Raw genomic sequence first — 25,282 nt, forward strand, 5'->3', positions numbered from 1 at the left:
TCCCCTCATGGATCAAGTGCTCACCGCCGAGAGCGGGACGCTGCCCGTGCTCGATGGGAATGGACATCTGTACGGCATCATCCAGGTGGACCAACTCCGCGACATCTGGCGCGACGAGGTGCTGCACCCCATGCTCGTCGCGAGCGACCTGGCGCGCAAGGTGCCCCTGCTCTCGCCGGACATGGACCTGGCGCACGCGCTCCACCTGATGGACCAGGAGGACGTGGAGGCCCTGCCGGTGGAAGGGCCACCCGGCGCTCGGACCTGTGGGCTGCTGACGCGTACGGTCGTGCGCAGGTTCCTCTCCTCGCACCACCTCCACCAGCACGCACTCGGTGAGCACCTCGTGGCACCCACGGAGGTTTCGAACTAAGAGCGTGCCCTGCCCTACCCCGGAAGCAGTCCACGAGCCCACATATCCGAGCCTGCATGGCCCCTCCGTCCGGAGCAGACGCCCCGGTCTCAGGCGATGCGCAGCAGGCAGCAAGAAGGGATGCCGTTTGCACTCGAGTGATCTTCCCGAAGAGGTGAGGCGGTTCATCACCCATCACATCGATTCGGTGGAGCAATTGGAGATTCTCTTGCTGCTGCACCAGCAGCCGGGGCGAGCCTGGAACGCCGAGGCGGTGGCCCGGGAGCTACGGATTGCCTCGGAGTCCGCGAGTGAGCGGATGGAGGACATGGTGCATGACGGACTGCTGAAGCGGCAGGGGGTGAGCCCGGAGGAATACCGGTACGGGCCGGAGAGTATGAAGCTGGACAATGCGGTGCGAGGCCTCGCGACGGCGTATGCGCAGCGCCGCGTGACGGTCATCAACCTCATCTACTCCAAGCCCATCGACAAGATTCGCACCTTCGCCGATGCCTTCCGGCTCAGGAAGGACGAGGACGAGGGCTGAGCCGGTCTTCCTGCTGTGCGCGGTGACGAGCCTCTCCGGTGCCGTGTTCGCCTGTAGCACTAGCACCCACCGCGGGCCTCCGTGGCCCACTGGCTTTCGAGGGCGCTCCAATCGGCGATGGCACCGAGCCGGGCGAGCACGGCGTAGAGCCCGAAGCGCAAGCGGAACAGGAAGAGGAAGCGCCCGGGAAGCGAGAGCTTCGCGAGGAAGCGCTTGTCGCGGAGTATTTGCTGGGCCTCGAAGCCCGCGCCTGGATGAACGGGGCGGGGGCCGTGCTCGAGGAGGGGCGCGAAGAAGCCGCGCAGGAGGGTGCGGAGCATCGCCAGGCTCTCGGCATCTCCGGGCGGCCGGGCGCCGAGCGCCACCAGGGCCTCGCGCATGCCGTGCGCCTCATCCGCCCGGACCGCGTCGACGAGCGCCGCGAAGGCGAGCACCGTGGCGGAGTCGAAGGAGCGGACGCAGCCGAAGTCATAGACGACCACGCGGCCGTCCTCGCGGAACGCGTAGTTGCCGGGGTGCGGATCTCCGTGGAAAAGGCCGTGCCGGTAGAGCGTGCCGATGTAGAACGAGAACAGGGCGATGCCCATCCGGTCCCGGACCTCCTGGGAGGGATTCGCCGCCAGGAACGCGTCGAAGGACTGCCCGGGCATCCAGCGGGTGGTGAGCACGGAGGCGGCACACCACTCGGGCTCGACGGCGGGGATGAGGATGACCTCGTCCCGGGCGAACAGCCGCGCGAAGGTGGCCTGCCGCTCGCGCTCGAGGGAGAAGTCACACTCCTCGAGCAGCACGGTGCGGGCCTCGTCGATGAAGCCACGGATGCTGGAGGCGGCGCCTGGTAGCAGCACGCTCGCGAAGGAGGAGCCGGTGCCAGCGGCTCGGAAGTCACCCTGGAGCGCCTCGTCGATGCCGGGGTGACGGACCTTCACGGCGGCGCCGGTGCCGTCGGGAAGGCGGGCGCGGTGGACCTGCCCGATGCTGGCCACGGAGACGGGTTGTCGCTCGAGCCCTGCGAGGAGCACGTTGGCGCGTGGCCCGAACGCGGCGCGGAGGGTTGCCTCCACCTGGGGAAAGGGGCTGGCGGGGGAGGCCGTCTGCAGGACGGAGAGCAGCCCGCGAATCTCGGGGGGAAGCGTCGGGTCGATGTAGCCGAGCACCTGTCCAGCCTTCATGGCGAGGCCCTTGAGCTCCCCGAGCCGGGACACGAGCTGGGAGACGGCGCGCACATCGGCGGCGGCGAGCCCCTCGCCCTTGCCGCGCAGCCGGCCGCCGACGACGGAGAGCGCCAGCCCCGCGGCCCCGCGCCCGGTCTTCCACAGCCGCTCGACGCCCGAGCGGACCACCGGCCGCTCCGTGCCGAGCAGTTGCTCCCGAAGCAATGCCACCAGCTCATCCTCGTGCATGACGGTCCGTCCTCTCGGGGGTGTGCCGGCCACCCCAAAAAAGCATCTCGGGGGGACGGTGGTGAGCGCGCGTCACGCCAACCCAGCGCGTGAGGCCTGGCCCTGCGCAGGAAGACTCAGGCAGGCTGGCCGTGGCCAGCGCGGAGGGGACTTCCGCCGCATCCGCGCTGCAAGCTCCCGCCTCCGAACCATCCTTGCCGTAAGGCCCGGCCGGAAAAGGCGAAGGGCCTGGAACCGCTGGGGGATTTCCCCAAGGATTCCAGGCCCTTGACCGGACGCGCGATGCAGGATTCGAACCTGCGGCCTTTGGCTCCGGAGGCCAACGCTCTATCCAGCTGAGCTAATCGCGCACGCTGTACGACCGCGACAGCGGGTGGGTAAGTAACTGACTTCCCCCGCCGACGCAAGCACGCTTTCTTGGAACAGCGCCGGGCGGGAACATCGTCCCCGGAGGGCCCGACTCCACTGTTGGATACCCACCTGACTGCCTGCCGTGGGAGCGGGAGCCCCACGCCGGTCACGAAGGGTGGGCCTGGAGGGCCCGGGGCGGGGTATGCACCACCCGGAGCCTGGCGAGCGGAGAGCCAGCGCGGACGACGAGCGAGCGATGCACGAGAACGAGGAGCTTCGAGGTTGGGGCGAGTCCACGGTGAGCCGCGGCCTCGTCCACCGGGTGGAGGGCACGGCGCAGCTGGCCGAGCTGATGGCGAGCGCGGGCGGACGCGGGGAGACGGTGGCCTTTCGCGGCGGAGGGCGGAGCTACGGTGACGCGGCGCTGAACACCGGGGGCTCCATCGTCGAGCTGGGCCGGCTCGATCGCATCCTGGAGTTCGACGGCAAGGAGGGCCTCGCGCGGGTGGAGCCCGGCGTGACGATCGCGGCGCTGTGGCGCATGAGCATCGCCCACGGCTTCTGGCCGTATGTCGTGCCCGGCACCATGCACGTCACCATCGGTGGCGCGCTGTCCATGAACATCCATGGGAAGAACCAGTACAAGGTCGGCTCGTTCGGCGAGTACGTCCGCTCCTTCCGCCTGCTGACGCCCTCGGGTGAGGAGCTGCGCTGCAGCCGCACCGAGAACGCCGACCTGTTCCACGCCGCCATCGGAGGCATGGGGCTGCTCGGGTGCATCCTCGAGGTCGAGCTCCAGCTCAAGCGCGTGTCCTCCGGACGGCTGCTCGTCCACGCGCGCAGCACGCGGGAGCTCGGCGAGGCGATGCAAGCGCTCGACACCTCCCAGGCCGACTCCGATTACATGGTGGGGTGGATCGACTGCTTCGCGCGTGGCTCCCGCCTCGGGCGCGGGCTCCTGCACCTGGCGCAGCACGTGCCCGCCCAGGAGAACCCGGATCCGTTCCTCTCCCCTGCCCGGCAGGATGTCCCCGGACGGGCTTTCGGCGTGGTTCCACTGGCCTGGCTGTGGCCGGGGCTCTGGCTGACGGTGCACGGCCGGGCGATGCGCTGGGTGAACATGGCGAAGTTCTACGCCGGCATCCGCGAGGCCAGCCGCCCGGCGTACCTGCAGACGCATGGCGCGTTCCACTTCCTGCTCGACTACGTGCCGGGCTGGAAGCGCGCCCTGATGCCGGGTGGACTGCTGCAGTTCCAGCCGTTCGTGCCCAAGGAGCAGGCCCACGCCGTCTACACGCACATCCTGGAGCGCTGCCAGCGCGAGGGGCTCATTCCGTACCTCGGGGTACTCAAGCGCCACCGGCCGGCACCGTTCCTGATGAGCTACTACGTGGATGGGTATTCGCTGGCGCTCGACTTCTCCGTGACGGGCTCCAACCGCGAGCGCCTGTGGAAGCTCTGCCGCGAAATGGCGGACCACGTGCTCGCCCATGGAGGGCGCTTCTATTACGCGAAGGACTCCGTGCTCACGCCGGAGCAGTTCCGCGCCAACCACGCGCCGGGAGCCATCGAGCGGTTCCTCGCGCTCAAGGCGAGGGTGGACCCGAAGAACGTCCTCCAGACGGACCAGTGGCGGCGGCTGACGAGCCTTGGACAGGGCTCGCCCGGTGATGGTTTTGCCCCGGCTTGACCGGGGCCGTCGAAGCCGCTCTGACGCGCCAACGGATTCACAGTGAGTCGGTCTCTCCGTCTGCCCCTCAGGAGACGGAGACCATGACATTCCCGAAGCTCACCCCCCTCATCACTTTTGGCCTTGGCGTAGGACTCGGAGCCGAAGGCTGCAGCCGCTATCACCAGTGGCACGCACCGAGCTCCGCCACCTACGCACGGCAGCTCAACGGCCAGCTCACCCCCGAGGAGAAGCAACTCGAGGCGCAGAACACGCTCCTGGGGACCGCCCAATCCCAACTGGAGAGCCAGAAGGCACTGGAGGCCCAGTACAAGGCCCAGCTCTCCGAGAAGGACGCGGCCTTCGAGAAGTTCCGCCAGGAGCACGCGCTGCGCATCCAGAGCCTCACGGATGATGTGGAGTCCCTCCAGCAGCAGGTCCGCCAGGGCCGCGGGCGGGCGGCGGAGACGACCGTCGTACCCACTCCGGGCACTCCCAACACCCCCGCGCAGCGCCCGGCCATCACCTACGACTACTCCGACACGGACGGACGCTTCCATCTGTACGACCCCGACATCTGGGTGGAGGGCAACGAGACGCTCGACGTGAAGCAGCTCTTCCACCTCAAGGGCGAGGTCTTCGCCCAGGAGAACGGCTCGCTCATGACGGAGCGGCTCCAGCTCTCCGAGGTGGTGAAGGCCGTGGACGGAAGCTACCGGGAGGTGGCACAGGCAACCCTCGCCGAGGCCCACTTCGACTACGTCAACCCTCCCCCACCGCCGGCGCCGAGCCAGAATGGATGGGGGTTGTCCGTGCTGTTGACGGTGGGGCCCACGTTCTCGAGTCTGCCTGACGCGCCGTGGGTGCGGTTCGGCGGCGCCGTGAATGTGTTCCGGATGGGCCATTTCGGTCTCGCCGGTGGGCTCTCCTCCGCCTTCGATTTCCGCTCCGAGCAGTTCATCCGGGGTACGGGAGGAGACGTGTTGGTGACCTGGCGGCCCCGCTCCCAGTTGAACCTGATGCTGGGCGGGGGAGTCCACCTGCCGCTCGTGGATCCCACCCGGGTCCGGCCCGCCCTCGTCGCTGGCTTCGTCCTCTACTGAGGCCCTCCCCTCTCGCTTCGTCGAGAGTCCAATGCCTCCAGCCCCCGGGAGCAGCAGGCCCGAGAGCTGGAGGCGTAGGTGCGAGCAGCATCCGCGGCCCTTCAGTAGTTCGGCACCGAGGGCCGTGGCTGCTCCTCGTCCTCCACATCCCGCGCGAGCTCCCGCATCAGCCCGGCGTAGGCGGTGAGGACGTCGGCGTACTCGATCATCAGCCGCCGCCGCGCCAGCCGCTCCTCCGGCGGGCCCAGCGGCTCCACCACCTCCAGCAGGCCCCGCAGGACCTCGTCCAGCCGCGCTCGCGGCGTGCGCGGACCGGCCTCCTCCATCGCCTGGTGGAGGGAGCGGATCCACCCGAGTTGGAAGCCCAGCACGGGCTGGAGGAGCGAGGACCAGGCGCCCGGCTCCAGCAGGCCCGTGAAGCCCTCACGCATCTGACGCTCGAAGCGCCGGGAGGCGTCGTCTCCCGGCGTACCTTCCCTGGGGGCTTTCATGCTCCCCTCAGCTCCGCCCCTCACGGGCCGGCACCACCAGTCCCTTGAGGAAGGACCGCGGCAACCGGATCCAGAAGTCGAGCGCCTCACCGTGCATGCGGGAGAACTCCTGGTGGGGCGGCTCGCGCCGGCTGGTGGAGGGCGGCTCCTGCGACACCTGCTCCTGGGGCGCTCCGGGGAAGCGGCTCTCCCCCATCGTCCACTGCGCCGACCAGGTGGTGGGCGCGCCGGCCACCACCTGCTGCCAGGCCAGCAGCAACGTCTCCGGCACCTGCTGCATCGCGTTCAGCAGCGCACCCGGATCGGGCTGGATCCTCGGCTGCGCGCTCGGACGGGGGGTCTCTCTGTCGTTGGACATGTCTGGGTTTTCCTTTGTCACGTCGGGTTGAATGCCGCCGGCTCACACGTGCAGGTGGCTGGAGATCTCCTGGCGCTCGCTGTCGGCCGTGTGGACCAGCATGTCGCTCTCATCCGCCTGGTGGCCCGAGCCACTGAAGGACGCCGCGGCCATGTCGTTGCTCGGGGCGCGCTTCCACGGGGCGAGCTCCAGCACGCGCTTCATGTCCCGGTAGCCGTCCTGGCGGCGCTCCTCGATGGACCAGCGCGAGAACTCCGCGTCGCTGTCTCCGGTCTGGTCGGCGCCGCGCTTGTAGACCAGGTGGACGATGTCCCGGCGCGGGGGGCGCTCCCGCCGGCCGCCATTGGCGAAGGAGGCCGCTCCGCCCCGCTCGCGCTCCAGGCGCTGGCTCATGTTGTGGACCCGCGCCATCTGCGCGATGTGGTGCGAGGTCCGGCTGGCGAACTGGATGCTCTTGGCGCGCCAGTTCACGTCGTCCATGCCGCGCGGCTCCGGGCCGGCCTTGTCGAACAGATCGATCATGAAGATGATCGTGTCCCGCTCGGGGGGGGCCTCGAAGATGGCGTTGAGGGGCGTGTTGCTGACGCAGCCGCCATCCCAGTACAGCTCGCCGTTGATGCGGGTGGGCGGGAAGGCCGGGGGCAGCGAGCCGCTGGCCAGCACGTGCTCGGGGCCGATCGGCTCGCGGGTGTTGTCGAAGAAGACGAGCTCCCCGTCGCGCAGCCGGGCGGCGCCCAGGCTCAGGCGCGTGGCGCGCGAGTTGATGTACTCGAAGTCCACCAGCCGCCGCAGCGTGGAGCGCATGGGGGCGGTGGTGTAGAAGCTCAGCGCGTCCGTGGTGCCGGGAGGAGCCAGCATCGGAGAGACCCACCGGGGGGCGAAGAAGTTGGGCTGGCCGAACAGCAGCGACGTGGCATGGCTGGCCATGTTGGCCATCTTGCGCCACTGCACCGGCAGCCAGCTTCCCCACTCGCCCGGCCAGGAGATCTCCCGCCAGAACTCCTCGAGCCGCTCCACGCGGCGCTCGGGCCGGTTGCCCGCCAGCAGGGCCGCGGTGAAGGCCCCGATGGAGATGCCAGACACCCAGTGGGGGTGCAGGGACTTCTCCGCGAGCGCCTGGTACACGCCGAGGTGGTAGGCGCCCAGCGAGCCTCCGCCCTGCAGCACGAGGATGACGTGCGGGTCATCCCGATTCTCATACGACGGGGTGTGTTCCTTCTTCATGCATTGCCTCCGGATGGGGTGAAGCGGTGCTTCACGGCCAGGACGCTCCGCGGCGCCGGGTTGTGAATGCCTCACGGACCGCGCCACCGCGCCGTCTCTTCAGGGTCCCCTATCGAGGAGGTATGAACATGAATGGACGAGTCGCACTCGTCACCGGCGGTACACGCGGCATCGGCGCGGCCATCTCGGCGGCGCTCCATGCCAATGGCTATCGTGTCGTCGTCACCTATGTGTCCGATGACCGGGCCGCACACGAGTTCTCCCTGCGGACCGGCATTTCCCGCCTCAAGCTGGATGGCGGCGACGCGGACGCCTGCAAGACGGCGCTCTCCCAGCTGACCGAGCGTTTCGGCCCCGTCGAGGTGCTCGTCAACAACGCGGGCATCACCCGCGACGCCGTGCTGCACCGCATGCAGCCCGAGCAGTGGGCCGCCGTCATCCAGAACAACCTCACCGCGTGCTTCAACCTGTGCCGCGAGGTGGTGCCGGGCATGCGCGAGCGCGGCTTTGGCCGCATCATCAACATCGGCTCCATCAATGGACAGACAGGCCAGGTGGGGCAGACGGCCTACGCGGCGGCCAAGGCGGGCTTGCATGGCTTCACCATGGCGCTGGCCCGCGAGGGCGCGTCCAAGGGCATCACCGTCAACCTGGTCGCCCCCGGCTACATCGAGACGGACATGGTCAGGTCCGTCAACCCGGAGATCCTCCAACGGATCATCGCCCAGATACCCGTGGGGCGGTTGGGCACTCCGGAGGAGGTGGCGCGAGCGGTGCTCTTCCTGGCCTCGGACCAGTCCGGATTCATCACCGGCTCCACGCTCACCATCAATGGTGGGCACCACATGGCGTGAGGGAGGACTCCATGGAGCCACACGAGGAATTGGCGGAGAACCTGGGACGGGCCATGGCGCTGGGAAGCCAGGCGCTGGTGCGCTGGCGGGAGCTGAGCGCCCAGGCCCCCCCGGATGCCCTGGAGGGGTTGCGCGGCGCCTTCGACGAGGCGCTGCGGCGGCTGGCCACCGAGCCCGAGCGGCTGGCGGCGGCGAACCAGGAGCTCGGAGAACGCCTGGGCCGCCTGTGGGAAGACGCCCGGCGGCGTTCCCAGGAGCCACCCGGCGCGGCCCCCACCCGCCCGGCTCGCGGTGACCGCCGCTACCGGGATGCCGCCTGGGACACGCACCCCTGGTTGGATCTGCTGCGCCGCGGCCACCAGGTGGGCGCCGAGTGGTTGCAGCAGATGGTGGAACACGCGCCGGGTCTGGAGCCGCACACCGCGCGCCAGGCCCGCTTCTTCGCGCGCCAGCTCTCCGACGCCCTGTCCCCCGCGAACTCACCGCTGCTCAACCCGGAGGTGCTGCGCACCACCCTGGAGACCCGCGGCCGCAACCTGGTACGGGGCATGGAGCGGCTGAGGGAGGATGTCGAGCGCGGTCAGGGCCTGCTGGTGCCGCGCATGGTGCCACCCCGGGCCTTCCAGCTCGGACGCGACCTGGCCGCCACCCCGGGCGAGGTCATCTACGAGGCGCCCCTCTTCCAGCTCATCCAGTACCGGCCCACCACCACCTGCGTGTACCGCCGGCCCCTGGTCATCATCCCGCCGTGGATCAACAAGTACTACGTGCTCGACCTGCGCCCGGAGAACTCCTTCATCCGCTGGGCGGTGGAGCACGGCTACACCGTCTTCCTCCTGTCCTGGGCCAACCCGGACGAGCGCTTCGCCGACCTGGACCTGGAGGACTATCTGCTCCAGGGGCTGGTGCCAGCCCTGGACGCGGTGGAGCGCGCCACCGGCGAGCGGCAGGTGCTGGCCCTGGGGTATTGCAGCGGAGGAACCCTGCTGGCGGCGGCGCTCGCCTGGTGGGCGGCGCGAGGCGAGGAGCGCGTCCAGTGCGCCACGTTGCTCGCCGCCCAGGTGGACTTCAGCGACCCCGGGGACCTGGGCGTGTTCATCGACCCGGCGCAGCTCGAGCGCCTGGAGGACACCATGCGCCAGCGGGGCTACCTGGAGGGCTCGGCGCTGATGAACACCTTCAACCTGCTGCGCGCCGGAGATCTCCTCTGGTCCTTCGCCGTGGACGGCTACCTGCTGGGCCGAGAGCCCTCGCCCCTGGACTTCCTGTACTGGAACTCCGACCCGACGCGGCTGCCCGCGCGCGCCCATGCCACGTACCTGCGCGAGCTCTACCTGCGCAACCGCCTGGTGCAGCCGGGCGCCCTGTCCTTCGGCGGCGTCCCGCTCGACCTGCGCCGCATCCAGGTCCCGCTGTACCTGCTGGCGGCCCGGGAGGACCACATCGCCCCCGCGCGCTCGGTGTACCAGGCCACGCGGCACGTGAGCGGGCCGGTGCGCTTCGTGCTGGCCGGCTCGGGCCACGTGGCCGGCATCGTCCACCCGCCCGCCACCGGCCGCTACGGCTACCGGGTCTGGGAGCGGGACGAGCCCGCGCCCTCGTTCCAGGCCTGGCAGGAAGGGGCACGGGAGTACCCGGGCTCCTGGTGGACGGACTGGGACGCCTGGCTGGTGCCTCACGCCGGGCCCCATACCCCGCCGCGCCCGCCGGGCGGTGGGGAGCTCGTCCCCCTCGAGCCCGCCCCCGGCCGCTACGTCCGGGTGCGCGCCATGGCGGAGTAGTTCCGGCCGGCCCCGGAGCCACGGTGCGAGCCGTGGCTTCCGGGGCCGCGGCGTTCCAACGGAGGAGAAGGGCCCACGCCGAACGAACAGGCGCGTACGGCCGGCCTCCCTCGCCGGCTGTACGCGCCTGGTTTCCATCGGGTGGGGGCACCTGTCCCCCGCCGCGCTACTTGCCGCCCGCCGCCGCCAGGATCATCTTCACCGCCACGGTGACGGTGGCGGTGCTGAGCTGCTGCATGGCGTGCTGCTGGTTGGAGGAGTTCTGCATGGACAGGCCCACGGCCTGTGACAGCAGTTGGTAGACCACCCCGACCGCCGCGGCCGGGGACTCCGCCAGGACCTTGACGTTGGTCTGGGTGACAGCATCCGTGATCTGGCTGTTGACCGTGTTCTCGTCTGCCATGGTCGCGGCTCACTTCCTCACTTCGAGGGAAAGCCCTGCAGGATGGTGGTGGCCGTCTGGCCCACGTTCTGGAAGACCTCGACGGCCCCGGAGAGGGCCTTCTGGGCCTGCACGATGGCTTCGGTCGCCTTGTCCGCGTTCTGCCCGGCGATGATCATCCCCAGCGCCACACCGTTGGTGGCGGTGCTGATGGCGGCGATGTTGCGCAGGTATTCGGCGGCATCCTGAATGGCGATGGCGGTGGACTGAGCCACGTGCTGGTAGGCAACACTGGAACCCGTGGCTCGCGAGTCCTTGAGCACGGACTCATTGCTACGCTGGACGGCATCCACGATCTGCGGGTTGACGGTGGTCAGAGCAGGCATGGGTCGGTTGACTCCTCATCCGGGGGGCAGGTCATGCCTCGGTTACCTGGTACTCGGGTTGGGGTTGGGGTTGGGGCTCGGGCTCGGGCTCGGGTTGGGGCTCGGGCTCGGGTTGGAGCTCGGGCTCGGGCTCGGGTTGGAGCTCGGGCTCGGACTGGGGTTGGGGCTCGCGCCCGAGGTGGCCGTGCCGCCCGAGGGCGAGGGCGCGGGCACGGGGACGGGCACCACCACGGGGGGAGGAGGCGCGGGCGGGGCCGGCGGGGATGGAGGGGCCGGCGGCGCGGCCGCCTGGAAGCGCGAGCCCGCGTAGAGGATCTGCTGGACGGCGGCGGTCGTGGTGGCCGTGCTGACCTGCTGCATCGAATGCTGATGGCTGGTCGAGTTCTGCATGGCCAGGCCCACCGACTGCGAGAGGAGCTGGTACACCACTCCCAGAGCCGTGGACGGGGACTCCGCCAACACCTTCACGGTGGTCTGGGTGACGGCGTCGGTGATCTGGGGGTTGACGACGTTGGGATCTGCCACGTGGGAATCTCCGGCTGCGACGAGCACCTGGGTTCAAGAACGACTCTCAGGCAGGAGGCCGGACGGCCGGTGCGGATACCACCGGCCATCCAGCTCCCGAGGAGGGACCTCGAGCCCCTCCGTCCCTGGTAGCCATCGAGCCACCAGGGCCTATCTGTCAGAACGAGGGCGGCTTGGTGGAGCTGACGGCCGCGCCGAGCGAGGCGAGAGCGGTGGGCAGATCGCTCATGCCCACCTTGGAGGTGGCCACCGCGTCCGCGGCCGTGTCCACGGTGTACAGCAGGCTCACGCCCTGCACCGTCGCCGCCTGCGCCGCCATGTTGAGCTGCTGCTGCGCCGTCACGGCGTTCTGGAAGGACAGGCCCGTGGAGTAGGCCATGGCCTGGTAGAGGTGGCCGAGCGACAGCGCCGGCGCATCCCCCAGCACCTTCACGTTGGCCTGGGTGACGGAGTCGGTGATCTGATCATTCACAGCGGTGGGAGTAGCCATGTTCGTGTATCTCCTGTCATGTGGTCGGCCTTGCCTTCATGGCCCCGCCGACCGTGATTGAGACGTCTGGGTAGAGGGGAATGTGAAATCGCGTGGGGTGATTACCTGGAAGCCTTCACCGCGGCGCCGAGCGAGGCGAGGGCGGTGGGCAGATCGCTCATGCCCACCTTGGAGGTGGCCACCGCGTCCGCGGCCGTGTCGAGCGTGTACAGCAGGCTCACGCCCTGCACCGCCGCCGCCTGGCCGATGACGTTGAGCCGCTGCTGGTTGGTGACGGCGTTCTGGAAGGACAGGCCCGTCGAGTAGGCCATCGCCTGGTAGAGGTGGCTGAGCGCCATCGCCGGAGCGCTGGCCAGCACCTGCACGGCAGGCTGGGTCACGGAGTCGGTGATCTGCGTGTTGACTGCGGTCTGTTCCGCCATGGTGAAACCTCGGGTGGTGTTGTGGGGCCTGGAAGAGGCCCACCAGGAAACGTGCGAGGGTTTGCGCTTGTGAATGTCTGTGAAAAAAGCTCCGCCCCGTCATGCCCCCGGACATGACGGGGCGGAGCGCCCCCTACGATTCTCGAGGCTGCCCGGTTGGACTACCGGGAACCGTTGACGGCCGCGCCGAGCGAGGCGAGGGCGGTGGGCAGATCGCTCATGCCCACCTTGGAGGTGGCCACCGCGTCCGCGGCCGTGTCCACGGTGTACAGCAGGCTCACGCCCTGCACCGTCGCCGCCTGCGCCGCCATGTTGAGCTGCTGCTGCGCCGTCACGGCGTTCTGGAAGGACAGGCCCGTGGAGTGCGCCATGGCCTGGTAGATGTGGCCGAGCGACAGCGCCGGCGCATCCCCCAGCACCTTCACGTTGGCCTGGGTGACGGAGTCGGTGATCTGATCATTCACAGCGGTGGGAGTAGCCATGTTTCGTTTCTCCTAGGAGCGAAGCCTTCCGCCCGGAATGGGCGAGTCAGGCTTCCCTCTCAAGACGGTTTCACGGGCCCTTCGTGAACTGGAACCGTGAGGCATTTCCACCGCTCGAGCGCCTATGGCTTCCCGGGCGTGTCGCTGCCGGAGGCCTCCACCGCGGCGGGAGCTGGAGCCGGAGCTGGCTGCGCGGGCAGGGGCGGCTGGAGCCGCTCCAGGAACCGGGTGGAGACCTGGCCGATCTGCTGGAAGATCTCCGTGGCCTGCTGCAGGGACTGCTGGGCCTGGGCCATGGCCTGGGCGGACTGCTGGGGCTTCTCGCCCGACAGCATCAGCCGCAGCGCCACCCCACTGGCGGCGGTGCTGAGGGTGGCCAACTGGCGGAGCTGCTCACCGGTGTCCTCCACCATCTTCACCGTGGAGTGCATGAGCTGCTGGTAGGCAGCGGCCATGACCTGCTCATCCGCGGGGGAGCGCGGTTGGACACCTGGAAGCAAAACCCCGGACCCCTCTTGTGACGAGGGCTCCGGGGTGGAAGGTACCTGGCGAGGATTTTCGTCGGACATGGTGTCCCCTGGGGTGGGGGGTTACAGGCGCCGCGCGGAGCGACGGCCAACGGAGCGCGTCCGCCGGGGAGCGCGGGGCAGGGAGGGCATCGGCCCGCCACGGCCGAGGCTCGAGGCCGCGGCCCCGCTCTGCGCCGCCCCCAGGGCCAGCAGGTGCCAGGTCTCCAGCACCGTCCCCGAGAAGCCCTGCAAGGTGTTCTGCTGCTGGGCGGACACCGTGTTCTGGAAGGACAGGCCGAGCGAGTGGGCCAGGGACTGCAGGTTGGCGCCAGCGGCGTGGGCGGGGGCACTGCCGGACACCAGGAGGTTCGCCTGGGTCACGGCGTCCGTGATCTGTGCATTCACGTCGGTTTCATCAGCCATGGGGATTCTCCTTCAATGGGGGCCATACCCCGCCGCGGCACGCGAATGCCGCGGCGGGGACTTGCCGCGGGCAGGACGTGGGCTAGCGGCCCGAGCCCTTGAGCGCGGCGTTCAGCGAGGCGATGGCGGTGGGCAGATCGCTCATGCCCACCTTGGAGGTGGCCACGCCGTCCGCCGCCGTGGCCAGCGTGTACAGCAGGCTCACGCCCTGCACCGTCGCCGCCTGCGCCGCCATGTTGAGCTGCTGCTGCGCCGTCACGGCGTTCTGGAAGGACAGGCCCGTGGAGTGCGCCATCGTCTGGTAGATGTGGCCGAGGGCCAGCGCCGGCGCATCCCCCAGCACCTTCACGTTGGACTGGGTGACGGCGTCGGTGATCTGCCCGTTCACAGCGGTAGGAGTCGTCATCTTTTCCTTCTCTCTGTCTGGATGGGGTTGAGGCCGGGTGGGACGCACTCCGGCCTGGAGCGGCTAGCCTTTCGGGCTCTCACCGCTCCCTGTAGAGACGTCCGGAGGGGCCGGGGCGTGAATGGCTTTTCCGGTGGACTCGAAGCGCCCCTCCACCTGGGAGATCAGATCCTGGGCGAGCCGCTCGCTGAAGCCCAACACGAAGGACAACGCCAGGAAGAAGCAGTGCTCCTGCAACGAGCCCTCATCCAGGGGCTTGAAGATGGGCAGCGCCTGGGACTTGAACAGCAGCAGGCCGAAGAGCGCGAAGGCCGCCCCCACCAGCGGCTTGGTGAAGCCCATCATCACCTTCGAGGTCGGCTGGGCGGGGTTGGCCTGGTCGAAGTCACGGATGCGCACGAGGATGCTCGTCGTGCTGCCGAGTATGCCCGCCAGCACCACCGACACCATCAGGTGGGCCTCCAGGTGGCCGAAGAGCCTGAAGCCGCCACGCAGCCGCAGCAGCTCGCTGCCAATCAACACTGGCAGCGTGAGGAGCAGCGAACACATCAGGCCGAGCATGACCTGGATGGAGGGCGAGTCGGTGCGCAGGATGGCGGACAGGCGCAGCGGGTGCAGCCGATCCGCCAGTCGGGACTCGAGCCGCTTGCGCAGGCCCCGAACCAGTTGGAGGTTGGGCTCGTCCGCCAGCAGCGCGTGCAGCGCGAGCTGGAGGCACTCGAGCGCGGAAGGCTCCAGCACGGAGGCGCCCGCCACGCGCAGGTGGAGCAGTTGCACCAGCTCCTGTTGCAGCTCCCCGCCGAGCGGCCGGGTCACGAATCCCTGGAGACGCGCCTCCAGCGAGGGCTCGGTGGAAGGAGCGGTGGGGGTTGGAGGCTCGGAAGCAGAGGAAGGGAGGGGCTCGGAATCGCTCATGGGAGGGGTTGGGGCAGGAAGACGTGGCACCACGCCACGTCCTGGAAAGGACGGGGCGTGGTGCCTGGACGTGAAGCCGCTCCCCTCCCCTCTCAAACGGTCGGCAGGCTCGGAGCCAGCTCGCTCGGCGTCGGCACGCTCAGCGTCGGCGCGCTCGGGGCCGGCGCGCTCGGGGCCGGCCGGGCGGAAGGGTAGCCGCGGGCCAGCTCCTTCAGGTCCGACAACGTGCCGCTGAAGCGGTCCAGGTCCACATTGCCGTTGATGCCAGGGACGTGGCCGGACTGCGAGTACTGCCAGAAGCTCCACCGGCTCCACCCCGGCGGCAGACGCGGCTTGGACACGTCGTAGTTGGCCACCCACAGCGGGTAGCCGTCGAAGCCCTCGGGGTAACCGAGCTGCTTCCAGAAGTAGTGCGCCGTGTAGACGACGGGGACGTGCCCGAGCTGCTGCTCCACCACCGCCAGCCACCGCAGGGCCTTCTTGATGACGACGTCGACGGGCTGCCCATCCGTCAGCTCGAGGTCCAACACGGGCGGCAGATCCCCCGGCCCCAGCGTGCCCACCTTGCGCACCAGCAGCTCCGCCTGCTGCTCCGGATCCTGGCCGGCCCGGAACATCTGGTAGGCGCCGCGGAACAGGCCCACCCGCCCCATCCCGCTCCAATTGCCGTCGAACCAGGCGTCCTGGAAATGCAGCCCATCGCTCACCCGCGCGAAGGCGAACTGCTTGCCGGCGGCGCGCACACGCTGCCAGTTCACCTCCGCCTGCCATTTCGACACATCGATTCCTTCGATGAATCCACTGCCGTCCATGCGTGCTCCTCCTCGAGGAAAGAGAGGGATTGAAGGGAGGGTTCCTCCCCCCAGCTAGACGGCCGCGCCTCGTCCGGCGTGAAGGCAAGTGCTACCGGGGCTACGGGCAGGCATTCCGCACCAGCGCGCGCTCCTCCAAGGAGAGGTCGATCGCCAGCTCGTCGGGCTCCAGGCAGAAGGAGCTCAGCTCCGACAGCAGCGGCCGGACCTCCTCCACCGTGAGGAGCGGCCACAGGCGGGCCGTGCCATCCACGGAGCCCGTCAGGAGCTGCTTCCCGTCCCGGCTGAAGGCCATGGCGCTGATCTCATTCGTGTGGCCGGAAGGGAACCACTCCGGGTGGGCGACCGGGGATGAGTCCACGAGGCGCCACGAGAAGACCAGCCCATGCCGGCCGCTCACGGCGAGGTGGCGCCCCGTCGGCGCCCAGGCCACCGCGAAGGGGCTCTTCTCTCCGGGCGGCTGGAGATTCCATTGTTCGCGGCCATGGTCGGCCCAGATGCGAACCGTGCCATCCCCCGAGGTCGTGGCCACGCGGCCATCTCGTGACCAGGCCAGCGCCCGCACGGCGCTCGTGTGCCCCTGGAGGAGGGTCCGGAGCTCCTCCGACCACAAGGCCACCTCCTTGCCTTTGTTCTCGTCCTCGGCCAGCAGCATCCCGGCCATGCTTCGGACTTCCCTCTTTCGAGTCTCCCCCTGAGCAGCCTCCGGTGTCTCGAGCCGCGCCCGCAGCGGCACGGTGTTCACACCGCGCACGGCGAGCGTCTCGAGCCATTCGGGCTCGTCCGCCTCCTCCGGATGCGATGGCGGCGACCAGGTGAGCTCCTGGCCGTCCTCGCGCCATAGGTGCACGGTGAGCGCCTGGCCGGGCCCGGAGGACAACACGGCCGCTTCGCCATTGCCGCTGAAACCCACCCGCCACACCCGGGTCCCCTCTTCCAGCTTCAGCTCCCGGAAGGGTTGAGAGACATCGACCGGCCATACCCGCACCGTTCCGTCCGCGGAGGCAGTGATCACCTTGTCCTCCTTCGGAGCGATGGCGACTTCCTCGATGGGGGAGGGAGCTTCTTCGGAGGTGGGGTGTTCTTCGAGCAGGAGCGGCAAGCGCGGAAGGAGCGCGAGCTTCACCCGCCACAGGAGCACCGTTCCATCTCGGGAGGCGCTCGCCAGCTCTCCCAGCCCGTTGAAGGCGACGGACTCCACCGCCAGATCGTGCCCCCGGAGGATGGCGAGCCGCCGGCCGGAGCGGGTGTGCCAGAGATGGACCGTCCCATCCTCGAGCCCGACGGCGAGCTGCTCCTCCTTCGGAGAGAACGCCACGGCCTGGATGGGACTGGAATGCCTCGACGACCACGCATGGGTACCATCCTCGTTCCACACCCGCACGAGCTCCTCATCGACAACGGCCGCCACCAGGCCTCCCTCCGGGTGGAGCGCGACCAGCCGCACCGGGCCGCCACACCCCGCAGTGGTGGCGCAGAGCCATCGTGCCCCCTGTCGCTCGGAGCGGAACCACACCGACTTCCCGTTGGTGGCCGCCATGCCCCGGAGCACCCGCCGCCCTGGATCCACGCTCAGCTCGACCTGCCGATAGTCGTCTCCCGGGAGCTCGCCCGGGAGTTCCTTGGAGTTCGCGAGGGACACCGGCCGCAACCGCCCGGCGCGCTGCTTCACGGCGTACTGGCCCTCCGCCGAGACGGCCCTCACGGCGAACGAAGCGCTCTCTCGGGACGGCTCCTTCGGGTCCGAATTCAGGCTCCAGTGCCACAGCCGCGTGCCTCCCAGGGCGAACACCCGAGTCCCCCCAGGGCCAAACCCCACCTGGAGGATTTCGGTCCCCAGCTCGCTGTCCACCGGCCGGGGAGCCTCCCGACTCCCGGGCGACCAGCGCAGGACCGAACCCCGTGCCGTGCCGACCACCACCTCCTTGCCTGTCTCGTCGAAGGCCACGGCGGTGAATTGCTCGTGACCGAGGCGCAGACGGGCCCAGCTCACCGGCTGCTGGAGGATGGCGCGGGCCGCCATGGCCCAGCGGGGAGACTCGAGCATCTCTCGAGTCCGTACGCCGCGCAGCAGCAGCAACGAGCGGGCGGGCGCCTCGTCGAGAAGGGCGATGGCGGCCTCCAGGCGGGCACGATCCTGGGCGTGAATGGCCATCTGCTCCGCCTCGCGGGCCAGCGTCCACTGCCGCTCGGCCTTCTGCCTCTCTCGCGAGGCCTCCGTGGCCAGCGCCGTCATCCGTCCGGTGACGAGCAGGGCCACGGCCATCAGACCCACCAGCCCCCACCGCGTGAGCCGCTGCCTCCACCGATGACGCTTCCAGCTCGCGGTGATGAGCCCATGGACCTCCGGCGTCAGCTCCTCGCCGTGCCGCGACTGGAACCGTCGCGCCTCGTCGAGTTGCTCCCCGGTGAGCAGGTGGCTGGCGCCCCCATCCCGGCGCTCGCGGTGCTGGGCCCACTGACGAGCCTTGTCCTGCAGCGCGTGGAGCTGGCCCTGGAGCTCCGAGGCGTCGTGCACCCACTGCCGCAGCCGCTCCCAGCGGCGGATGAGCGCCTCGTGAGCCACCTGCACCCAGAGCTCTCCCCGCGTGGCCTCGGCGTCCTGCTGCCAGGTGAGCAGCCGCGCGGAGAGGAAACACTCCAGGGCCTGATCGAAGGAGGACTGGCGCTCGCCCGCCTCGGGGGGCCGCAGCTCCCCACGCCTGGCCCGCCGCCGGAGATAGGGTTGGGTCTCCTCCCGCACCTCCACCAGCGACACCAGCAGCCGGCGTGCCGCGTCCTTCTCCGCGCGCCCCAGCTTCTGGTAGAGCCGATCGGCCTGCCAGGCCAGCGCGCCCCCCACCCCGCCCAGGTCGGCGTAGGCACGCAGGGTGAGCCTGCACCCCTCGCGCTTCTCCCACAACAGGTCCAACGCATAGGCCAGCAGGGACAGCGGATCCGGCTCGTGCTCCACCTCCCGCAGCAACACCTCCGCCAGGCCGTCCTCCAGCACCAGGCCCACCCGCCGCGCCGGGCCCTCGATGATGCGCAGGAGCTGCTCGGCCTGGAGCGGGGGAAGCAGGAGCTGGTGCTCCTCCGACCGGGCCACGTCCTCCAGGCGCGGCCCCGGCTCCTCCAGCGTCAGCTCGCCACAGCGCTCCAGGGATTCCTCCCGCAGGACGGCCAGCACCACCACGGAGGCCTCCGCCAGCAGGGAGAGCTTCCACAGGGCGCGCACGAAGGACCGCCGCTGCTCGGGCTCGGAGAGCCGGGTGAAGACCTCCTCGAGCGGCTCCACCACCAGCAGCAGCGAGCTCCAGGGCTGCTGGCGCTGGCGCATCGCCTCGACGAGCACATCCTCGGGCTCGGCCTGGGAGGGGGGGGAACCGGTGGGAGGAGACAGCCGCAGCGCCCGGGCCAGCGAGGCCAGCGCGACCGAGGGCCACCCCTCCTGCGTTCCTCCCTCCGGGCCCGCCCCGGAGACGCTCCCGCCCGGCCTCACCCAGGCCACCTCCCAACTCTCCGAAGACAGGGAGGGCAACAGGCCCGCCCTCACCACCAGGCTCTTCCCGCTGCCGGCGGCCCCCACCAGGAGCTGGAACCGCGGGCACGCTCCCTTCCCCGCTTCCACCACGCGCTCGTGGAGCCGCCGGGCCACCTCCGGGTGGCCGAAGAAGAAGCGGCCCGAGTCCGTCTCCAGGGGCAGCAGGCCCCGGTAGGGACGGAAGACCAGGGGGCGGGTGTCGAAGCCCTGCTCGGCGTAGGCGTAGAGCTGCAGCGAGGCCCAGTCCAGCCCCTCCGTGCCACGAGCCAGGCGGGCCCGTGCCTCAGCGAGGGAGTCCTCCAGGGAGTCGGGGTGCGCGAGCATCCGCTCGTAGAGGGCCCGCGTGAGCAGCACCGAGCCCGCCACGGACAGGGGCAGCCGCGAGGCCACCACCGCCTCCAGGCCGATGCGGTGCAGCGCCAGGGCCACGCTGCCCAGGGAGTTGCCCAGCCCGCCCGCCCCACCACTCTGGCAGGCGCACAGCACCACCAGCCGCAGCGAGCCGGCGTACGCCTCCAGCACCTGGCGCAGCGCCCCTCCATCCACGAACTGCTCGCCGCCCCCTTCTGGCGATTCGTTCCACAGCAGCCCGTACGTCTCGCCCCGGGCCGAGCCGTGACACAGCAGGTGGAGCACCGCGACGGGCTCCCCGGGAGCGGCCAGCGCCTGCGCCAGCCCGGCGAGCGAGACATGGGGCAGCACGTCCCGCGCCTCGTCGAAGGGCCACCCCGCGCGCTCGCAGGCGCGCCGCAGGGCCTGCAGGTGCAGCCGCGCGGGAACGTCTCCGCCAGCGCCGGACCAGGCGAAGAGGATGCGCCCGCCCGCGGGCCGTGCACCCCCCTCGGAAGGCCTGCAGGAGGCCCCCAGCCACTCGTAGCGCACGGTGCAGGAGGGCAGCTCGCCGAGATGCTGGCCCCGGGCGCGCAGCGTGAGCAGCTCCCAGGGCAGCGCATACAGCTCGGCGGCGGCGAAGCGCAGGGTGAGGTGGATGGGGCGCTGCTCCCCCAGGGCCTGGAGGAGCTGGGCCTCCTGGGATTCCCACCCCACCTCCTCCAGGAAGGTGCGCAGCCTGTCCCCCAGCCGCTGCACCACGCCGCGGTCCGCGGGGATGGCTTCCAGCGCGGCCAGGTCCTCGAGCAGGGCCGGGTCCCAGTCGAGCACCGCGTCACGGTAGCTCCCGTCCTCCATCCGGCGGAGGTACTGCGCCCCCCCCGGCTGGAAGGCGAAGGGAGCCGAGGCATTCTCGCTGCGCGTCAGCTCGAGGGTGAGCGTGAAGGGCGAGGCGGGGGGAACGGGAGCCGGGCTCATCGTCTGGTTACTCCTCGTCGCGCTCCAGGGCCGCGCGTCCGGCGCGCCGGTACTCCTGCTCCCAGTCATCCAGTTGCCGCAGGCTCACCCCCAGGTACGCGGCGAGCTGGCGCCGCTGGAAGAGCAGCTCCAGCAGGTGCTGCTCGAGCTCCCGGGCGCCCAGGGTGGAGGGATCCTCGCCGGTGCCCAACGGCTCGTCGGAGAGGGGGCTCGTCGGAACGGGAGGCGTGGCCGGGGGAGGAACGGCCGGGAGCGGCCTGGCGCGGGGGGCCTCGGAGGAGAAGGAAGCCACCGGCTCCGGCGAAGGCGCTGGCGCGGAGCGGGAAGCCTGTGCGCTCAGGGGGAGCCGCACCGCCGGGTCGCCCAGGAGTATGTAGCCCGCGAGATCCTGGCGCACCATCCACAGGTGGGCACGCTTGGGCAGATCGATCGGCGTGGGACGGCTGGCGTTCCGGTTGGACTCCTCGCGGTCATAGAGGGTGGTGAGCTCGCTGTTGGTCTGGCTGTAGTCGCGCATCAGCCGGTCCAGGGCCACGCCGGCGCGGCGCTGGGAGGCGAGCTGTCGCAGGGGCTCGAGGAAGCGCGAGACCTTGCCCTGGCGGGTGTCGCGATCCTGGAAGCCATAGGTCCACGCCAGGTCCACATGGCCGAAGACAGCCAGGGGGCCACGGGAGTGGGCCAGGGCCACCTGGGGCAAGGCGGCGACGAAGGGGCGCTCGCCTTCGCGAGGCAGCGAGGCGAGCACCGACTGGAGCGAGTCACGGAACTGGCCCGCCTGCTGGAGCTGGCGCAGCCAGGGGTGGAAGGCACTGCGGGACGGAGTGCCCGCGCCGAAGCAGGCGAAGAGGAACCAGGTGCCGCCCGGGAGGAAGGACTTGCCAGCGTCCATGAGGAGCTTCAGGTCCCCGGCCGTCAGTGGATCCTCCTCTCCCAGGCTGAGGGCGCCCTGGAGTTCCTGCTGCTCCTGGGGGTTGCGCCAGCCGGCGCGCGGGCTGCCCAACCCATGGCTCATGGAGAAGAGCAGCGAGGGCTCCGCCAGGGCGGCCTCGGCCAGGAGCGTGTCGAGGCTGGGATTGCCCGGCTCGCCAATCTCCAGCACGCGGCTGGTGGGGAAACGGCCCAGCTCCTGCTGCTCCTGGGTGCTCTGGATGCCGGGCTTCACCAGCATCTCGTAGCCCAGGGTGGTGGCATGGGTCCCATCCCGGACGGTGTAGAAGAGGGTACGGGGTTTGGAGACGGAAGCCGCCGCGCGCTCCTGGCGCAGCACCTTGTCCACGTAGGAGGCGTAGTCCTGCTCCTGGCGGAAGGCCAGCCGGCCCACCAGCCTGTCGCCGTAGAGGGCCTGCTGCAGCTCGAAGGGAACCTGGTGGAAGTCGCCCAGCAGCAGCAGGTAGTGGGGCCACTCGCCCTCCGGCACGCTCTCGTCCTCGAGCACGGTGCGCTTCCAGAGATGGAAGTCCTCCAGCTTGCCCTGGGCACCGAGCGAGGCGGGCAGCCGGTAGACGCGCGCGGGAGCCTGCTGGTCCTCCTCCCGCTTGCGCTTGAGGGGCTCGAGCAGTGCCAGCAGCCGGTCTCCCTCCCGCCCCTCGGGGACGACGAGCCCCCAGCGCTGGTCCGGCAGCGAATTGGGATCTCCTCCCACATCCCGCAGGTGGCCCGCCACCTTCTCGGGGGCCGGGGCCTGCTCGGCGGTGTTGAGGGGCAGGCCCTGGGCCAGGGTGGGCCGGCGGGTATCCGCCTGCGTCAACAACAGATTGAGACTCTCGGCAGTCATGCACTCCTCCTGATGTTCCGGGATGCCAGGTCAGACATCATCATCGTGCGTCAATCCAAAGAGCTCCTGCACGAAGCAGAGCAGCAGCTCCTGGGGCAGGCCGTGACCGATCGCCTCGCTGAAGCGCACCGCCAGCCGCAGGGCCTCCCGCCGCGAGGCGAGGGTGGAGGGCACGATGGCGAGCCCCTCGAGCTGCCGCTGCACGGCCTCCAGCGGGGCCTCGAGCTGGCAGCCGAAGACCCGCCGGCGCAGCATCTGCCCGCCCAACTTCCATAGCTGCGGCAGATCCTCCCGCGCCTCGTTCAGCGCGTGGATCTCCGCCGGCGAAAGGCACGCATCCAGTCCCACCGACAACAACACCAACTCCAACACCCGCGCGCTCAGGAGGTCGGACGGCTCCGACGCCACTTCCGTGGGCGAGGTGCCTTCCGCCAGCCCCGAGAGCATGGCCCTGGCCTGCGATGGGGACACCTCCAACCCCAGTTGGAGCCGGGACAGCTGGTGGACCTCGCTGGGGTTGGGAAGCTCCGCTTCCGAGACGATCACCTTCGCCGCCAGGCCATAGGCCAGCAGCCGGTTGCGCTCATCCGGCAGCCGCTGGCGCAGCGAGGCGAAGATGGCTTCGTCACTCGCCGAGGCCATCGTCGCGGCGCTCCGCCGGAGCCGCCCCTCGAGCACCTCCGGAGACTCCCCCTGGAACTCCGGGCTCTCGCGGACATGGCGCAGCACGGCATGCACGCTGGACTCGGCCACGCGCCCATCCACGTGGACGGCCAGCAACATCAACTCGAGCAGGGCGGTGTCGCGCTCCTCGCGGACCTTGAAGATCTGGGTTCGGATCATGTCCCCAAGACGGGGCGGCCGCGGCGATTGTGAATGCGGCTCACCCGGTGTAGCGCATGTCCGCCATGGACGAGCGGAGGAGGCCATAGGCGAGCTGGATGCGTTTGCGGACGTTGCAATTGGTGAGCTGCAGGTGCGTGGCGATGTCCGCGTAGGACATCCCCCGCAGGAAACGCATCTCGAGGGGCATGCGCAGGTTGAGCGGCAGCGCGTGGATGCGCGTGCGAATCTCCCGGGCCCGCTCACGTTCCATCAACACCTCGTCCGGAAGGGCGTCCTCCTGCACGGGAGTGGCCAGCGGCTCGGCGTCCGGCAGGTCCGCGGGCTCCACGAAGCGCTGGCGCTCCCGGTGGAAGTCCATACAGACATTATGGAGGATCCGGCTCAGCCAGGCCTTCTCATTGGCGAGCACCCCGGCCTGCGCCGAAAAGCCATGGAAGGCACGCAGCATCGCGGTGTTGAGCGCGTCTTCCGCATCGGCTGGATTGCCAGACATCAGCCTGAGACATTGGTGGTGCAGGTGTTCCCGGTGACCCTGCCAGAGCGACCAGAACGAAGAAGAAGGAGAATGGTTGGAGGAGTTCACGAATCCCGTGCCGTGAAAAGTCCCCTGCTTGACGGGGCTGCTCCACGGGTTGTGAATACCTGCTTTTTCCAGCATTCCGTTCACGGCACAGTGGGCTCGCGCGTCAAGGGGTGAAGGAACTCCAGGCAATGACAATCATTGCCGGCCCGCGCCCCCGGCACTTCGCCGTGGATGCGGTCAGGTGCGGCGGGAAGGCTGGGCCTCCCCGGGTCCGGACTTCCGATTCTGAACTCATCCAACTCCTGCCCATGCCATGCGGTGAGGCAAGACGGTATGACCGTGGGCGCCGGAAACTCCGTCCATACCCAGAGCATGCCGAGGGACTGTGTTATCCGTGGAGGGTGATGCGTCACTTTCTGCCGCGTGCGGTACCGGGCCTGGCGGGCCGCATGCTTGAAGCGGCCTCGCCGGCTGCGCTGGTAACGGCGACCGGCGGCCCTCAGGCTCTCCCGCCGTGCCGCCGACGCGCAGGCAGACGAGCAGTACCGGTTGCCACGGTCGCAACGAGAGCAGAGGGAGACGACGCGCTGGCAGTCACTCCGGGCACAGGTGAAGGAGCGCACCGAGCGGAGGAGCTGCTCCAGCTCGAAACCACTGAAGCAGCAGACCGGGGGAGGCGTGCCGGTCATCGAAGGGGACGTCTCCCGCGAATCGCAGCTACCTGTCTTCACGATCCCACCTGACCAATCGGGTCCCCCACTTTGGACCCGCTGCGGCATCATCCTCCAGGTCCGGTAGCAGCCACGCGGCTCGTCGCCTCCCTCTCCGGGCTGCACCCAGGGCGACGAGCGCTCGATACAGAACGAGCACGCCAGGAGCGTGCGTCACAACCCGGTGGCCTCGCGCGTCTCCGGAGACATGAGCCGCAAACTCCTGATCGACGCCGCCCCGGGGGTGGACGACGCCATCGCGCCGCGGCTCGCCCTGGGCTCCAGGGACGTCGACGTGGTGGGCCTCACGACGACCTTCGGCAACATCGTTATGAAGCGGGCGACGCGCAACGTGCTCTCCCTGCTCGCGTTCAGCGGTCGCGGTGAGCTGCCCGTGGCGCCCCTCCCCTCCTCATGGAGAACCCACCGCATGCCCAGCCTCCTCTTCCATCAGGACATGGCGGGTTTCAGTGGCACGAACGCCATCCGTAACGACGCCTTCCACACGTCATTCCTCCGTTTGCAGAAGGGCCTGCCCGCGGGACACATGATCGACGTGGCGGGCTTCACCGGGCTGGTGAACGACACCTCCGCGCCAGACGTCCTCGCGGACCTGGCCGCCAGTCTCATGGACTTGCCCGCCGCGCTCCCTCCTCCGCTCTACACCGTGGCCTGCGGACGAGGAGCGTCATCGGCGGACCAGAAATACAGGG

26 protein-coding genes and 1 tRNA gene are annotated in these 25,282 nt (G+C 69.8%); 7 read left to right on the forward strand and 20 right to left on the reverse strand.

From position 1 onward, the window contains the following. Both Q664_RS43055 and Q664_RS43060 read left to right on the forward strand, forming a co-directional pair. Window positions 1–373 (forward strand): CBS domain-containing protein (locus Q664_RS43055; protein WP_043410375.1); only part of this gene is annotated, 373 nt, incomplete at its 5' end. A 154-nt stretch (window positions 374–527) separates the two neighbouring features. Continuing rightward, entirely contained in the window at window positions 528–899 is a 372-nt protein-coding gene (locus tag Q664_RS43060) for a hypothetical protein (RefSeq protein WP_235217097.1), read from the forward strand. A gap of 59 nt (window positions 900–958) precedes the next feature. On the opposite strand, the gene Q664_RS53465 is transcribed toward Q664_RS43060, so the two are convergent. After that, on the reverse strand, window positions 959–2,302 hold the full coding sequence (locus Q664_RS53465; RefSeq protein ID WP_052519395.1) for an ABC1 kinase family protein: 1,344 nt from the start codon (window positions 2,300–2,302) through the stop codon (window positions 959–961). 276 nt (window positions 2,303–2,578) lie between these two features. Then, a tRNA-Arg gene (locus tag Q664_RS43070) sits at window positions 2,579–2,652 on the reverse strand. A 203-nt stretch (window positions 2,653–2,855) separates the two neighbouring features. On the opposite strand from Q664_RS43070, the gene Q664_RS43075 reads away from it, so the two are divergent. Next, window positions 2,856–4,343 carry an FAD-binding oxidoreductase gene (locus Q664_RS43075; RefSeq protein ID WP_052519396.1) on the forward strand — a complete coding sequence of 496 codons (1,488 nt, stop codon included), beginning with the start codon at window positions 2,856–2,858 and terminating at the stop codon, window positions 4,341–4,343. Window positions 4,344–4,426: 83 nt separating this feature from the next. Further along, a complete protein-coding gene (locus Q664_RS43080; RefSeq protein WP_043410378.1) occupies window positions 4,427–5,425 on the forward strand; it encodes a hypothetical protein in 999 nt (332 codons plus the stop codon). 101 nt (window positions 5,426–5,526) lie between these two features. Here Q664_RS43080 and Q664_RS43085 read toward each other — a convergent pair whose 3' ends face one another. Genes Q664_RS43085 through Q664_RS43095 form a run of 3 tightly spaced genes read right to left on the reverse strand, consistent with a single transcriptional unit; the run spans window position 5,527 to window position 7,498 of the window. Beyond that, window positions 5,527–5,916 (reverse strand): hypothetical protein, encoded by a 390-nt coding sequence (locus Q664_RS43085; protein ID WP_152622667.1) that lies wholly within the window; start codon window positions 5,914–5,916, stop codon window positions 5,527–5,529. Window positions 5,917–5,923: 7 nt separating this feature from the next. Next, on the reverse strand, window positions 5,924–6,274 hold the full coding sequence (locus Q664_RS43090; RefSeq protein ID WP_043410384.1) for a hypothetical protein: 351 nt from the start codon (window positions 6,272–6,274) through the stop codon (window positions 5,924–5,926). Between the two features lie 42 nt (window positions 6,275–6,316). Beyond that, complete coding sequence (locus Q664_RS43095; RefSeq protein ID WP_052519397.1) at window positions 6,317–7,498, reverse strand: patatin-like phospholipase family protein; 1,182 nt, start codon at window positions 7,496–7,498, stop codon at window positions 6,317–6,319. Between the two features lie 128 nt (window positions 7,499–7,626). Here Q664_RS43095 and phbB point away from each other — a divergent pair, with 128 nt between their 5' ends. Then, complete coding sequence (gene phbB / locus Q664_RS43100) at window positions 7,627–8,352, forward strand: acetoacetyl-CoA reductase (protein WP_043410421.1); 726 nt, start codon at window positions 7,627–7,629, stop codon at window positions 8,350–8,352. A gap of 11 nt (window positions 8,353–8,363) precedes the next feature. After that, complete coding sequence (locus tag Q664_RS43105; RefSeq protein ID WP_043410385.1) at window positions 8,364–10,133, forward strand: PHA/PHB synthase family protein; 1,770 nt, start codon at window positions 8,364–8,366, stop codon at window positions 10,131–10,133. Window positions 10,134–10,299: 166 nt separating this feature from the next. Here the strand turns inward: Q664_RS43105 and Q664_RS43110 are convergent, their stop codons facing one another. From Q664_RS43110 to Q664_RS43180, 15 genes are all read right to left on the reverse strand, one after another. Next, window positions 10,300–10,536, reverse strand: a complete 237-nt coding sequence (locus Q664_RS43110; RefSeq protein ID WP_043410387.1) for a RebB family R body protein — start codon at window positions 10,534–10,536, stop codon at window positions 10,300–10,302. 17 nt (window positions 10,537–10,553) lie between these two features. After that, window positions 10,554–10,901, reverse strand: a complete 348-nt coding sequence (locus Q664_RS43115) for a hypothetical protein (protein ID WP_052519398.1) — start codon at window positions 10,899–10,901, stop codon at window positions 10,554–10,556. Between the two features lie 42 nt (window positions 10,902–10,943). Continuing rightward, window positions 10,944–11,426, reverse strand: coding sequence for a RebB family R body protein (locus Q664_RS43120; protein WP_043410389.1), 483 nt, complete (start codon window positions 11,424–11,426; stop codon window positions 10,944–10,946). Between the two features lie 157 nt (window positions 11,427–11,583). Next, a complete protein-coding gene (locus tag Q664_RS43125) occupies window positions 11,584–11,916 on the reverse strand; it encodes a RebB family R body protein (RefSeq protein ID WP_043410391.1) in 333 nt (110 codons plus the stop codon). A 101-nt stretch (window positions 11,917–12,017) separates the two neighbouring features. Beyond that, a complete protein-coding gene (locus Q664_RS43130; RefSeq protein ID WP_043410396.1) occupies window positions 12,018–12,338 on the reverse strand; it encodes a RebB family R body protein in 321 nt (106 codons plus the stop codon). 161 nt (window positions 12,339–12,499) lie between these two features. Further along, a complete protein-coding gene (locus Q664_RS43135) occupies window positions 12,500–12,820 on the reverse strand; it encodes a RebB family R body protein (protein ID WP_043410399.1) in 321 nt (106 codons plus the stop codon). A gap of 122 nt (window positions 12,821–12,942) precedes the next feature. Continuing rightward, window positions 12,943–13,275, reverse strand: a complete 333-nt coding sequence (locus Q664_RS43140) for a hypothetical protein (protein ID WP_043410402.1) — start codon at window positions 13,273–13,275, stop codon at window positions 12,943–12,945. 135 nt (window positions 13,276–13,410) lie between these two features. Next, entirely contained in the window at window positions 13,411–13,752 is a 342-nt protein-coding gene (locus Q664_RS43145) for a RebB family R body protein (RefSeq protein WP_052519399.1), read from the reverse strand. 82 nt (window positions 13,753–13,834) lie between these two features. Further along, window positions 13,835–14,158 carry a RebB family R body protein gene (locus tag Q664_RS43150; protein ID WP_043410404.1) on the reverse strand — a complete coding sequence of 108 codons (324 nt, stop codon included), beginning with the start codon at window positions 14,156–14,158 and terminating at the stop codon, window positions 13,835–13,837. 63 nt (window positions 14,159–14,221) lie between these two features. Continuing rightward, window positions 14,222–15,073, reverse strand: a complete 852-nt coding sequence (locus Q664_RS43155; protein ID WP_152622668.1) for a hypothetical protein — start codon at window positions 15,071–15,073, stop codon at window positions 14,222–14,224. A gap of 92 nt (window positions 15,074–15,165) precedes the next feature. Continuing rightward, window positions 15,166–15,885 (reverse strand): glycoside hydrolase family 25 protein, encoded by a 720-nt coding sequence (locus tag Q664_RS43160; RefSeq protein ID WP_052519400.1) that lies wholly within the window; start codon window positions 15,883–15,885, stop codon window positions 15,166–15,168. A gap of 100 nt (window positions 15,886–15,985) precedes the next feature. Beyond that, the gene (locus Q664_RS62445; protein WP_043410407.1) at window positions 15,986–20,716 is read right to left on the reverse strand and encodes an nSTAND1 domain-containing NTPase; all 4,731 of its coding nucleotides are present in this window, start codon (window positions 20,714–20,716) and stop codon (window positions 15,986–15,988) included. 7 nt (window positions 20,717–20,723) lie between these two features. After that, complete coding sequence (locus Q664_RS43170) at window positions 20,724–22,490, reverse strand: hypothetical protein (RefSeq protein ID WP_052519401.1); 1,767 nt, start codon at window positions 22,488–22,490, stop codon at window positions 20,724–20,726. Window positions 22,491–22,520: 30 nt separating this feature from the next. Beyond that, window positions 22,521–23,333: a tellurite resistance TerB family protein gene (locus Q664_RS43175; protein ID WP_043410409.1), complete on the reverse strand. Its 813-nt coding sequence runs from the start codon at window positions 23,331–23,333 to the stop codon at window positions 22,521–22,523. 40 nt (window positions 23,334–23,373) lie between these two features. Further along, on the reverse strand, window positions 23,374–23,994 hold the full coding sequence (locus tag Q664_RS43180) for an RNA polymerase sigma factor (protein ID WP_268811450.1): 621 nt from the start codon (window positions 23,992–23,994) through the stop codon (window positions 23,374–23,376). Window positions 23,995–24,777: 783 nt separating this feature from the next. Between Q664_RS43180 and Q664_RS43185 the strand changes: the two genes are divergently transcribed. Continuing rightward, window positions 24,778–25,282 (forward strand): nucleoside hydrolase (locus tag Q664_RS43185; RefSeq protein ID WP_200883851.1); only part of this gene is annotated, 505 nt, incomplete at its 3' end.

This window comes from Archangium violaceum Cb vi76 (genome assembly GCF_000733295.1).
Taxonomy (GTDB): domain Bacteria; phylum Myxococcota; class Myxococcia; order Myxococcales; family Myxococcaceae; genus Archangium; species Archangium violaceum.